The organism is Brevibacillus borstelensis, assembly GCF_036700025.1.
Taxonomy (GTDB): Bacteria; Bacillota; Bacilli; order Brevibacillales; family Brevibacillaceae; genus Brevibacillus; species Brevibacillus borstelensis.
This window is the reverse complement of the sequence record NZ_CP144922.1, coordinates 5,108,499-5,120,363: the sequence shown is the minus strand read 5'-3', so window position 1 is coordinate 5,120,363 and position 11,865 is coordinate 5,108,499. Positions and strand designations below refer to the sequence as shown.

Annotated in this window: 10 protein-coding genes; 6 read left to right on the top strand and 4 right to left on the bottom strand. The window is 55.4% G+C overall.

Features of this window, described 5'->3' with window-relative positions; genetic code table 11:
* Nucleotides 1-151 precede the first annotated feature (151 nt).
* Both V5G20_RS24520 and V5G20_RS24515 read right to left on the bottom strand, forming a co-directional pair.
* Nucleotides 152-1,267 carry an aminopeptidase gene (locus tag V5G20_RS24520; protein WP_171506113.1) on the bottom strand — a complete coding sequence of 372 codons (1,116 nt, stop codon included), beginning with the start codon at nucleotides 1,265-1,267 and terminating at the stop codon, nucleotides 152-154.
* A 171-nt stretch (nucleotides 1,268-1,438) separates the two neighbouring features.
* Entirely contained in the window at nucleotides 1,439-2,638 is a 1,200-nt protein-coding gene (locus V5G20_RS24515; RefSeq protein WP_003389466.1) for an iron-containing alcohol dehydrogenase, read from the bottom strand.
* A 139-nt stretch (nucleotides 2,639-2,777) separates the two neighbouring features.
* Here V5G20_RS24515 and V5G20_RS24510 point away from each other — a divergent pair, with 139 nt between their 5' ends.
* The gene (locus tag V5G20_RS24510) at nucleotides 2,778-3,554 is read left to right on the top strand and encodes a hypothetical protein (protein ID WP_024984821.1); all 777 of its coding nucleotides are present in this window, start codon (nucleotides 2,778-2,780) and stop codon (nucleotides 3,552-3,554) included.
* 78 nt (nucleotides 3,555-3,632) lie between these two features.
* Here the strand turns inward: V5G20_RS24510 and V5G20_RS24505 are convergent, their stop codons facing one another.
* Together V5G20_RS24505 and V5G20_RS24500 are read right to left on the bottom strand one after the other, a co-directional pair.
* A complete protein-coding gene (locus tag V5G20_RS24505) occupies nucleotides 3,633-4,505 on the bottom strand; it encodes an MBL fold metallo-hydrolase (protein WP_227277838.1) in 873 nt (290 codons plus the stop codon).
* A 61-nt stretch (nucleotides 4,506-4,566) separates the two neighbouring features.
* Nucleotides 4,567-6,285, bottom strand: a complete 1,719-nt coding sequence (locus V5G20_RS24500) for a methyl-accepting chemotaxis protein (protein ID WP_039070057.1) — start codon at nucleotides 6,283-6,285, stop codon at nucleotides 4,567-4,569.
* Nucleotides 6,286-6,543: 258 nt separating this feature from the next.
* Between V5G20_RS24500 and purC the strand changes: the two genes are divergently transcribed.
* Genes purC through purF form a run of 5 tightly spaced genes read left to right on the top strand, consistent with a single transcriptional unit; the run spans nucleotide 6,544 to nucleotide 11,827 of the window.
* A complete protein-coding gene (gene purC / locus V5G20_RS24495) occupies nucleotides 6,544-7,263 on the top strand; it encodes a phosphoribosylaminoimidazolesuccinocarboxamide synthase (protein WP_031932028.1) in 720 nt (239 codons plus the stop codon).
* Nucleotides 7,256-7,504: a phosphoribosylformylglycinamidine synthase subunit PurS gene (purS, locus tag V5G20_RS24490; RefSeq protein ID WP_003389459.1), complete on the top strand. Its 249-nt coding sequence runs from the start codon at nucleotides 7,256-7,258 to the stop codon at nucleotides 7,502-7,504. The genes purC and purS overlap by 8 nt, the downstream gene beginning before the upstream one ends.
* Nucleotides 7,505-7,507: 3 nt before the next feature.
* Nucleotides 7,508-8,200, top strand: coding sequence for a phosphoribosylformylglycinamidine synthase subunit PurQ (gene purQ, locus V5G20_RS24485; RefSeq protein WP_003389458.1), 693 nt, complete (start codon nucleotides 7,508-7,510; stop codon nucleotides 8,198-8,200).
* The gene (gene purL, locus V5G20_RS24480; protein WP_338462579.1) at nucleotides 8,181-10,424 is read left to right on the top strand and encodes a phosphoribosylformylglycinamidine synthase subunit PurL; all 2,244 of its coding nucleotides are present in this window, start codon (nucleotides 8,181-8,183) and stop codon (nucleotides 10,422-10,424) included. The genes purQ and purL overlap by 20 nt, the downstream gene beginning before the upstream one ends.
* Nucleotides 10,409-11,827, top strand: coding sequence for an amidophosphoribosyltransferase (purF, locus tag V5G20_RS24475; protein ID WP_024983536.1), 1,419 nt, complete (start codon nucleotides 10,409-10,411; stop codon nucleotides 11,825-11,827). The genes purL and purF overlap by 16 nt, the downstream gene beginning before the upstream one ends.
* The last annotated feature ends 38 nt before the right edge of the window (nucleotides 11,828-11,865 follow it).

Sequence of the window (11,865 nt, the reverse complement as noted above, 5' to 3'; positions counted from 1 at the left end):
GGCCCCCCCGAAAAGGAAAAAGACCCCAAAAAAGAAAAAGGCCTCAAAAAAGCAAAAGGCCCGAAAAAAGCCAAAAGAAACGGAGAAGAAAGAGAATAAGAAAGACTGCACGCCACCTCAAGCGAGCAGTCTTCTGCTGTGTAAAAAAGTTTTACACCAAATTCTCCGGATTCAGACCTTCCAGCTCCGGCAAGACAAACCGTCCGTCTTTGCGGATCAGTACATCGTCAAACCAGATTTCACCGCCGCCGTACTCTGGGCGCTGGATTTGCACCAAATCCCAGTGAATCGAGGAGCGGTTGCCGTTGTCTGCCACGGTGTAGGCATTGCCGGGGGTGAAGTGGAAGCTGCCGGCAATCTTCTCGTCGAACAGGATGTCGAGCATCGGGTGCAGAATGTGCGGGTTAAAGCCAATCGCGAATTCGCCGATATAGCGGGCACCGTCATCCGTATCCAGGATTTCGTTCAGGGCCTTCGTGTTGGAGCTGGTGGCCTCGACGATTTTTCCTTTGGAGAACGTAAACTGGACATCGGTAAACGAGATGCCGTGGTAGTTGGAGGCGGCATTGTAGAAGATGGTTCCTTCCACAGAATCGCGGATCGGTGCGGTATATACCTCGCCGTCCGGAATATTGCGCTTTCCGTCGCACTTGATCGCGGGGATGCCTTTGATCGAGAAGGACAGGTCCGTTTTCGGTCCGGCGATCCGGACGCGGTCTGTGCGCTCCATCAGCGCTTTGAGCGGGTCCATCGCCTTGGACATTTTGGAGTAGTCCAGGTTGCACACATCAAAGTAGAAGTCCTCGAAGCCTTCGAGACTCATGTTGGACAGCTGGGCCATCGACTTGTTCGGGTAGCGGAGCACGACCCAGCGCTTGTTCGGTACACGCTCGTTCGTGTGAACCGGCTGATACCAGTGACGGGAATACAGGCCCATCTTTTCTTCGGACACGTCTGCGTATTCATTGATATTGTCGTAAGCGCGAACGGCGATGTAGGCATCGACGTCCTTCATACGGGCGAGCTCATGCTTGGCGATCAGCTCCATGTGCTCTTTGCTTGTCCCTTGCTTCAAGGCACGCAAAATCTCCTGATCCTTCAGCGTTACCAAAGGGAGTGCGCCTACAGCGAACGCTTCCCGCACCAGTGCGCGCACCAGCGGCACCTGGATGCCGGTATTTTCAATGAGGACTTTTTCCCCTTTTTGCAGGTTGAGCGAGTAACGGATGAGGCGACTGGCTAGCTCGTTAATGCGCGGATCTGCCATTGTGTGTAACCTCCATAGTAAAAAAATTTTTATCCATCATATTATCGCATAGCCGAAACAGCCGTGCCAGTCGTTAGGACGAGCATATTTACGATTTACCGGGCCGCTAAAAAACCGCTCGTGAGGTATGCATAGCGAAGCGGCCCTGGTCCGAACGCCAGCGTCAGGCGTTTACAAGCATGCTTCGTAGATGGAGATTACATCCTGCTCGGACAGAGGGCGGGAGCTTGGGAGATAGCCGGCTCCTCTGCCGCCAATGACGATCGACTCGCGGGCGAGCTCCTCCAGAGCATGTTTGTCGACGCCGAAGTCGGACAGACGCTGTGTGATGCCCATCGCCTCATACCAACGTTGTACGGCCTTGATCGCTGCCCGCGCTGCTGCCAGCTCATCCGTTTCGGATACGCCGAAGCATTCCCGTCCCATTCGCGCCAGCCGTTCCGGACGGTCTTGCAGAATGATCTGCTCAAAATAAGGCAGCGACAGGATCGCCAGCCCGCGTCCATGAGCCATGTCGTAATGGCCGCTCAGGGGATGCTCGATCTGGTGGAGCGGCATGCCTGCCCCGCGTCCGCCGATGGCAAAGGGGCTGATCCCAAGGGTGCTGGCCCATAGCAGCGTCGCACGGGCCTCTTCGTGATCCGGCTGGCGAATCGCTGTCAGCGAGTGCTCGACGACGAGACGGATGAGCGACTCGGTGATTCCATCCTGCACATGTGTGCCCGGAGCGCTAATCAAATACGATTCAAACATGTGCGAAAAAATATCGGCGCACGCTTCAGCCGTCACATGCGCGGGTACGGTGTACGTCAAGGCGGGGTCCAGGATCGCTACCCGCGGGTACAGGGCAGGCCCGTTGATCGACGATTTTTCATGTGTGTCCCAGTGCGTCAGTACGCTGATGTTGTTGGCTTCGGAGCCGGTCGCCGCGACTGTCGGGATCGCCATGAGCGGCAAGGCCTCCTGTACAGGGACCAGATCCTTTGCGGTTCCGCTCGGATTTCCGCGCATGTAATCGTAAATCGGGCGGCCGGATAAAGCGGCAGCCGCGATCGCCTTCGACGCGTCCATCACCGAACCTCCGCCGAGGGCAATGATAAAATCACAACCGTGCTCGCGGGCAAGGGAAGCTCCTTGATCGACGGTCGAAGTACGGGGATTCGGTTCGATTTTGTCAAAGAGCACATGGGAAACGTGCTGTTCGTTCAAGAAGGCCTGCACTCTGTCCAGCAAGCCCGTTCGCTTTGCGGAGCTTCCGCCGGTGACGAGCAGCGCCTTTTGCCCGAGACTCTTTGCTTCCTGTCCAACCTTTGCGATTTCCCCGGTTCCAAACAATATGCGAGTCGGAAACGACAATTCAAACGGCAACATGACAAATCCCATCCTTTCACGCATTCTTTCTATTAGATAGTGTATCACAAAAAGGGAGCGGGCTTGGAGAACGATGGCACTCAATCATTATGAGGGCGATTATGAGTCGGCTCTTTCTCACACGTGAAAGGCAGCAGAGTTGTCGCCGGACGATCCGGAGCTTCTGGAATATCTCCTGCTGTTTCACGAGCTGCCGGGACAATACATCAGTGGCGAGGAAGCCATAGAAATTCGGAAAAAATTCTGGAGCATGATTCTGGTAACGGTACAGCTTTGGATATCGTGGGACGCAATCGAAACAGATAGGTCGCCAGACTTATCGCAGGGGCTCATTTCAATTCGGAATAAATTAATAGAAGGGGAGATGAAAAAAATGAACAGCTTCAAAGGCTTCCTGCTAGTGGCTTTGATCCTGGCAGGAATCAGCGGATGCGGGGATGCCTCTGAGACGAAGGAAGAAAACAGTGCAGTCGTTGAGAATCCAGTCGGGAAAGAGGCAAAAAATATAATGATCGGAGAGGATACTTTTCCCTTGCATGATTTGAAAGGTGTACAAAATTTCAAAGACCAATTCACATTTGCGTTTGATCCAACGGTTCATCCAGAGATTGCATACTACAAAAGCGGCGAGACAGTTACCATTGATTTTGGCGGTACAGAATTCGATCATATAGCGATTTTGGACGTTCTCCTCGATTCAGAGGGGAAACAATTATATACGGATAAAGAGATCAAGGAGGTGCCCTATACCCATGAAGACAATCACTATCAATTCAAATTAGAGAAGCACTTCGCTTCTGCGCTGGATTCGAATCCTAAGAAGAGTAAAACAGTTTACAGAGGTTTTCGAATCAATGCCTATAAGGATGATCAAGAACACCCATTTGGATTTGTAATCAAAACAGATTCATACTAAACCATTGAAAAGCCCCGTTTCATCCGAAAGGGGCTTTTTGAATCTGACGCGGGAAATTCCCCGCGTTTTTTCTGTTTGCTAAAAAAGCGCATGATCCCCCTGGCCCGCAGAGTCGGTCTGAACGGAGCGCTCAGGCACATACCGCCCGTAATCGGGAAGCGCTATGCTGTCAAAGTCGCGCACCAACCGCGCCAGTCCTTCTGCCAGCTCTTCACCCGAGACGGGCAGACCGTGACCCGTGATGGCTATCGACGGACGCAGCGCTTCCAGCTTTGCCACTGACTCCCGGGCGGCCTCCCAGTCAGTCGTAAAGTACCGGGGCGGGCCGGTAATCTCGGTCATTTGCGTCAGCACTTTATAGAGAGAATCCTGTCTCACTGTGACAAAAGCATCCCCGGCGATCAGCACCCGGTCCTGCTCCCGAAACAAAGAGACATGGCCGGGGGAGTGGCCGGGCGTATGAATCCAGCGCCACCCCGGCATAAACGGAACGGTTCCGTCTGCCGGCAAGGTCTGCAACCGGCTGCCCAGATCGATGCCTCCGTTCGGGAACAGCGGCGACAGCTTCGCGACCAGACCTCCTTCTACGCCCGGATCCGGTTCGGGATAATCGGAGGTGCCATCTAGATAAGGCTTTTCCAGCTCGTGGGCATATACAGGGACATCCCACCGATCGGCCAGATCGATCACCGCGCCGACGTGGTCAAAATGGCCGTGGGTCAGGACGATTGCCTTTGGTCGCGCTCCCGAGCCAAAGCGTTTTTCAGCCGCAGCCGCAATGTCGGGAGCCGACTTGGGCATCCCGGCATCGACGAGCACCCACTGCCCGGACTGAGGTTCTCCGACAAAGCAGAGGTTTACGACCTGTATGCAAAGGGCAAACACGTCAGAGGCGATCTTCTGGCCGATGCCGCTTGCCGCCGAAGTAACCGGAATATAGGTATCCCGCAATGATATTCCCTCCCGATCTGTCCATTTTCCCTCTTACTGTTTGCAGTTGGAAGCGAAATTATCATGACGCAACCCGAAACTTGTCGCTCAGCTCATGCAGGCGGCCAGACAGGGCCAACAGTTCGCTTGCCAGTCTGCGCGACTTTTCGATCGAGGCCAGCTGCTCCCTGGACGTGTGCAGCATCTCTTCCGTACTTGTCCTGGTCTCCTGGGAGACAGCGACGAACGTTTCGAGTGTAGCATCGACTTCATCCAAATCATCTGAGATACCGGACAAGCCTTTGCTTGCAGCCTCCAGTTGTACGGCGGTCCGGTCGATCGTCTGCCTGAGCAGAAGAAAGGCTTTCTCCGCTTCGTGCAGCTTTTCCATGCTTTGCTGCAATTGTCCGGCAGCCTCTGTCGTTTCCGCAGAAACGGAGTGCGCTTCACCCCGGATGCTTTGCATCATGTGGGAGATTTCGACCGCTGCTGTTTCCGACTCCCCGGCCAGCTTGGCTACTTCGTCCGCGACGACGGCGAAGCCCCGGCCGTATTGACCTGCCCTTGCCGCTTCGATCGTGGCGTTCAGCGCCAGCAGCTTTGTCTGCTTGGAAATGTTTTGGATCAGCCCGACGACGGCTCCAATCGATTCAGACTGCTCCCGAAGGGCGGACATCCGGTTGTAAAGCTGCTCGTATCTCCCGGAAAAGCGGCGGATCATGGAGGTTAGATCGTCGATCCTTTCCTGGCCGTTGAGCGCCACTTGCTCCATCTCTTTTCCTGATGCAAGGACAGAGGCGATCTCCTTAAACAGTTCATCCATGTCCGTCTTCATCCGTTGAAAAGAGGCGGTGGCAGATTCTGTGGAGCTGGCCGTTTCCTCGACGCCCTTGTTCACCGTATCGAGGCGCAGGGCCAACAGCGAAGAGCGCTCTCCGGCCTCCTCGGCAGCGAGCCGAATTTCATGACCGTCTCTGTTTAATTCGACAATCATCCGCTTGATCTCGGTCACGATATCCGCCATCTGTTCGACCATGTGATTGAAGCTGTCTGCGATGGAGCGGATTTCCGGCCCTTCATGGCTGAGGTCGGTCCGTTGGGTCAGATCTCCGGAGCTAACCCGGCGCATGTTGGCAATCAGAGTCTGAAAGGGTGCCGTGATGCCGCGAACAATGAACCAGCAAAGAATCAAGGAAAGGATCAGGCAAACTGCGATGGTAAACAAGATAAATTTCCCTGTTTGGTCCAGGGGAGCGAGGTACTGCTTTTGCGGAACGGCAATGATGTAGATGAAATTTTCTTCGGGCGAGTGACTGAAAGCCAGTGTATGTACGGCCCCGCCTGCATTTATATGGGTAACGCCAAAGCGCTGGGCCTGTATTTGCGCGGCGAGCTCCCCGGGAAAGTCAATCGCCCGTTTCGTAATGTTTTCAATCGGTTCGAAACGGCCGTCACGGACCACAAACTGCTGGATGTCCAATCCTTTTTGGGCCAGACCGGCCTGCTGCTGTCGCAGCTCGTACTGCAGCCGTTTTTTGTATGTTTTGTCGTCGGAGGCAAACGTGAACTTCATCAGCGCGATTTTTTCCGTAATCTTTTCGGTTTCAGAGTCCAGTCTTGCTTCCATCTGGGAGATAATCATCTGTTTGGCTTGGGAATAAAACGCGCCGCCGATGATGATGGAGGAAAAAAGCAGCAGGCACAGCAGCGGAACGGTGATCTTTGTCTGTAGCCGTATGTTCCTGTGCAGGCGGGCGAATGGAGCTGCGAGAGGCGTAAAAACGGATTGTCTCTTGATCATGTTTGTCCCCCTGAAAAATTGCGTAGTCAGATAGTCCCATTTCCATTGTAGTGAAGGAATGTAAAGCTGGTGTGGATGTAATGTAAACGAATATTAAGAGAGAAAATGATGTTTTTATACAATAATTCCCGAACGTTTGTCGAAGGTATATTTGTTAATTTCCGTTGATAATGGCGTATAATTATGTTTAAATGAAATTGAATCGTTCGTGAATTGGTTTGATCAAACCCATATCATCGGGGGAAGGTGGCTCCGGAAGTGGAAAAACGAGAACAACTTTACGAAGGCAAGGCAAAGCGTATCTATCGTACGTCTTTGGACAATCAGTATTGGGTGGAGTACAAGGATGACGCCACTGCTTTTAACGGAGAAAAGAAAGCGACCATCACCGGCAAGGGAGAACTGAACAACCGGATTACCGCAATCTTTTTCACGATGTTGAAACAGCGCGGCATCGACAATCACTTCATACGCCTGTTGTCGCCCACGGAGCAGCTGGTACGGCAGGTGGAGATCATTCCGCTGGAAGTTGTCGTGCGCAACATCGCCGCCGGTTCTCTGGCCAAGCGCCTGGGCATGAAGGAAGGCACTGTGCTTCCTCAGCCGGTCGTCGAGTTTTACTACAAGGACGACGCGCTCGGAGATCCGCTCGTCAATCCTTCTCACATCAAGGTGATGGGTATCGCCAGCGAAGAAGATTTGGCTGCACTGGAGCGTTTGGGATTGATGGTCAACGACGTATTGCAGCCGTATTTGCGGGAGAGGGGCATCCTTCTCGTCGATTTTAAATTGGAGTTTGGTCGTACACCGGAAGGAGAGATTCTCCTCGCCGATGAAATATCGCCGGACACGTGCCGGTTCTGGGATGCCGAGACGGGAGAAAAGCTGGACAAGGACCGTTTTCGCCGCGATCTCGGCAAAGTAGAGGAAGCGTATCAGGAAATGCTCAAACGATTGGGAGGAGAGGCACATGTATAAAGCTGTCGTCTACGTTACATTGCGTCAAAGCGTATTGGACCCGCAAGGCCATGCAGTAAAAGGAGCGCTGCATTCGCTTGGATTCGACGAGGTAAAGGACGTTCGCATCGGAAGGTATCTCGAAGTGGAGCTGGATACTTCCGACCTGAGCAAAGCGGAGGAACGGGTTTCCGAAATGTGCGAGAAGCTGCTTGCCAACACTGTCATCGAAGACTATCGCTTCGAGATTGTGGAGGGCTGAGCGATGCGTGTAGCCGTTATCGTATTTCCCGGTTCCAATGCTGACGTGGATTTGTACAATGCAGTGGAAGACGTGATGGGAGTGCCGGTCGACTACGTATGGCACGCAGAAAACGACTTGTCCCGCTACGATGTCATTTTGCTGCCGGGCGGCTTTTCCTACGGCGATTATCTGCGCTGCGGCGCCGTCGCCCGTTTTTCCCCGGTGATGGAGCAGGTCATCAAGGCGGCCGAGCAAGGCAAGCTGGTCATGGGCATCTGCAACGGCTTCCAGATTCTCACCGAAGCAGGGCTTCTGCCGGGAGCGCTGCTGAGAAACCGTTCGCTCAAATTCCGCTGCAAGCTGTCCGCGCTCCGCGTCGAGAACAATGACACCGCCTTTACCCGCGATTACGCGGCGGGTGAAGTCATCCAGATCCCGATCGCACACGGCGAGGGCAACTACTACTGTGACGAAGAAACACTGGAAAAACTGAAAGCCAACAATCAGATCGTGTTCCGCTATCACGGGGAAAACCCGAATGGCTCACTGGAGGATATCGCTGGCATCTGCAACGAAAAAGGCAACGTGCTGGGCATGATGCCCCATCCGGAGCGCGCTGTTCACGAATGGATGAGTTCTGCCGACGGACGGCGCATGTTTACCTCGATTCTACAGACATGGAGGGAACGAAACAGTGTCCAAGCTCACTCATAAAGAACCGACTGCCGAGCAAATTGCCGAAGAAAAGCTTTATCGCGAAATCGGTCTCACAGACGAAGAATACAAGAGCGTCGTCAACATTCTGGGACGCCAGCCCAACTGGACGGAAACAGGGCTCTACAGCGTGATGTGGTCGGAGCACTGCTCGTATAAAAACTCCCGCCCTGTCCTGCGCCGCTTCCCGACGACCGGCCCGCGCGTCCTGCAAGGACCGGGTGAAGGCGCCGGCATCGTCGACATCGGCGACAATCAGGCTGTCGTTTTCAAGATCGAAAGCCACAACCACCCTTCTGCCATCGAACCGTACCAGGGAGCGGCAACAGGAGTAGGCGGCATCATCCGCGATGTGTTCTCGATGGGAGCGCGTCCGGTCGCTTTGCTCAATTCGCTGCGCTTCGGGGAACTGACAACCCCGCGCGTCAAATACTTGTTTGAAAACGTAGTCGCCGGGATTGCCGGCTACGGCAACTGCATCGGGATTCCGACTGTAGGCGGCGAAGTCAACTTCGACCCTACGTATGAAGGAAACCCGCTCGTCAACGCAATGTGCGTCGGTCTGATCGACCACGACAAGATTCAAAAAGGGGTGGCCAGCGGCATCGGCAACCCGGTCATTTACGTGGGAGCGAGCACCGGCCGTGACGGCATTCACGGGGCTACCTTCGCTTCCGAGGAATTGAATGAAGAATCGGAGAAAAAGCGCCCCGCTGTGCAGGTAGGCGATCCGTTCATGGAAAAGCTGCTGCTCGAGGCATGCCTGGAGCTGATCGACACCGGAATCGTCGTCGGCATTCAGGATATGGGGGCGGCCGGCCTGACCTGCTCCAGCGCGGAGATGGCTTCCAAGGCGGGCAATGGAATCGAGATGAACCTCGATCTGGTGCCGCAGCGGGAGGCGGGCATGTCCGCGTATGAAATGATGCTGTCCGAATCCCAGGAGCGCATGCTCGTCGTCGTGGAAAAGGGCAAAGAAGCAGAGGCAATCGCTCTCTTTGACAAATGGGGATTGGCTTCTGCCGTCGTAGGAAAAGTGACGGATGACGGCCTGCTCAGACTGCTCCATCACGGCGAGGTGGTCGCAGAGGTGCCGGTGAAAACGCTGGCGGATGACGCTCCTGTGTACCATCGCCCTTCCAAGGTTCCCGCCTATTACGAGGCGAATGCCAAGGTGGACCCGGTGGCGGCGATCAGCGAGCCGAAGGATTTGAATGAAACGCTCAAGGCTTTGCTGGCCCAGCCGACGGTCGCGAGCAAAGCATGGGTTTATGAACAATACGATCACATCGTCCGGGCAGGCACAGCCGTCAAGCCAGGCTCCGACGCCGCTGTCGTGATGGTGCGCGGTACCCGCAAGGCGCTGGCGATGAGCACGGATTGCAACGGACGCTACGTGTATCTGGACCCGCAGGTGGGCGGTGCCATCGCCGTGGCGGAAGCGGCGCGCAACGTCGTTTGCTCTGGTGCCGAGCCGCTCGCGGTCACAGACTGCCTAAATTTTGGCAGTCCGGAAAAGCCGGAGGTGTTCTGGCAGTTTGAAAAAGCCGTTGACGGCATGAGCGAAGCGTGCCTGGCGCTGAATTCGCCTGTCATCGGAGGAAACGTCTCCTTCTACAACGAGCGGAGCGGCGATGCGATCTACCCGACCCCGACGATCGGGATGGTCGGTCTGATCACGGATGTGGATCATATCACCACGCAGCATTTCAAGGCTGAGGGAGATGTCGTCATCCTGCTCGGCGAAACCTTTGCCGAGCTGGGCGGAAGCGAGTATCAAAAATATGCGACTGGCGCGATTTCCGGCCGTCCGCCTCAGTTGGACTTGAAAAAAGAGGCGGCTGTGCAGAAGCTGGTGCTGGACGCCATCCGCAACGGGCTGGTCAAATCGGCACACGACTTGTCGGAAGGCGGCCTCGGCGTGGCTCTTGCGGAAGCGTGCTTTGGCGAAAACATCGGCGCGACAGTTTCCCTGTCCTCTGATCTGAGAGCGGATGTGCTGTTGTTCAGCGAATCGCAGTCCCGCATCCTGATCAGTGTCGCCACGGAAAAGGCCGATGAGGTGCTGGCTCTGGCCGGCGAAATGGGCGTGCCTGCGCAGGCAATCGGACAGACTGGCGGAGAGCAACTGGTGGTGAACATCAACGGGGTCGAAGCTGTACACGCACCGCTGACAGCTTTGAAGGCCGCATGGAAGGATGCGATTCCATGTTTGATCGGGTAATCTGGGACAAACTGAACGAAGAATGCGGCGTTTTTGGCATCTACAACCACAAGGAAGCGTCCCCGCTGACGTATCTGGGGCTGCACGCCCTGCAGCATCGCGGTCAGGAGAGCGCAGGCATCTGCGCCTCCGACGGCGAGCGCTGGTACAAACACCGGGGGATGGGGCTGGTGGCGGAAGCGTTTGCCGGTGTGGATCTGCAAACCTTTCGCGGCAACATTGCCATCGGTCATACACGCTACACCACTGCGGGTTCGAGCAAGATCGAGAACGCGCAGCCGCTCTTTTTCCGCTACGCTCACGGCAGCATGGCTGTGGCTCACAACGGCAACCTGGTCAACGCTTCGGTTCTCAGAAAGGAGCTGGAGGCAAAAGGCTCGATCTTTCAGACGACCAGCGACACTGAGGTGATCGCGCACTTGATCGCCCGTTCCAAAAGCAGCGATTTGACCGAGGCTGTCCGCGAGGCGCTGCAGCATATCAAGGGAGCCTACGCACTTCTCGTCATGAATGAAAAACAGCTAATCATCGCGCTCGATCCCAACGGCCTGCGTCCGCTTTCGCTGGGGCGTCTCGGCGATGCGATTTGCGTGGCGTCGGAGACGTGCGCGTTTGACATCATCGGCGCAGAGTACTGGCGGGACGTTCAGCCGGGCGAATTGATCGTGGTCGACGAGGACGGCGTCCGCGAGTCCACATTTGCCGAAAACACCAAACGCTCGATCTGCACATTTGAATATATTTACTTTGCCCGTCCGGACAGCGACATCGACAGCATCAACGTCCACATGGCCCGCAAGCGTCTGGGGAAACAGCTCGCTCTCGAAGCGCCTGTGGAAGCCGACGTCGTGACCGGCGTTCCCGATTCGAGCATTTCTGCCGCAATCGGTTTCGCGGAGGCGACGGGAATTCCTTACGAGCTGGGCTTGATCAAAAACCGCTATGTGGGACGCACCTTTATCCAGCCGACCCAGGAGCTGCGCGAGCGCGGCGTGTACATGAAGCTGTCAGCCGTTCGCAAGGTGGTCGAAGGCAAGCGGGTGGTCATGATTGACGATTCGATTGTCCGCGGGACGACGAGCAGCAGGATCGTGCAAATGCTCCGAGACGCGGGGGCAAAGGAAGTCCACGTCCGCATCAGTTCGCCGCCGGTCATGAACTCCTGCTTTTACGGCATCGACACCTCGACGCGCGACGAGCTGATCGCTTCGTCCAAATCGGTGGAAGAAATCCGCCAATTCATTGGCGCCGATTCGCTCAGCTTTTTGACAATCGAAGGCATGATCGACGCGATCGGCCGCGAGGATGGCTCTCCCAACCGCGGTCACTGTCTGGCATGTTTCAACGGAGACTACCCGACAGAAGTGGAATACGAAGCGGCGCTGCCTGCAGATAAGTGCTGACAGGCAAGCTGCGTGTTTTTGCAAAGCGAACAACCAAC

Coding starts and splice junctions, on each gene's coding strand:
- V5G20_RS24520 (WP_171506113.1), bottom strand. CDS start 1,267: ATGGCAGATCCGCGCATTAACGAGCTAGCCAGTCGCCTCATCCGTTAC.
- purF (WP_024983536.1), top strand. CDS start 10,409: ATGTTTGATCGGGTAATCTGGGACAAACTGAACGAAGAATGCGGCGTT.
- V5G20_RS24500 (WP_039070057.1), bottom strand. CDS start 6,285: ATGATCAAGAGACAATCCGTTTTTACGCCTCTCGCAGCTCCATTCGCC.
- V5G20_RS24515 (WP_003389466.1), bottom strand. CDS start 2,638: ATGTTGCCGTTTGAATTGTCGTTTCCGACTCGCATATTGTTTGGAACC.
- purS (WP_003389459.1), top strand. CDS start 7,256: ATGTATAAAGCTGTCGTCTACGTTACATTGCGTCAAAGCGTATTGGAC.
- purQ (WP_003389458.1), top strand. CDS start 7,508: ATGCGTGTAGCCGTTATCGTATTTCCCGGTTCCAATGCTGACGTGGAT.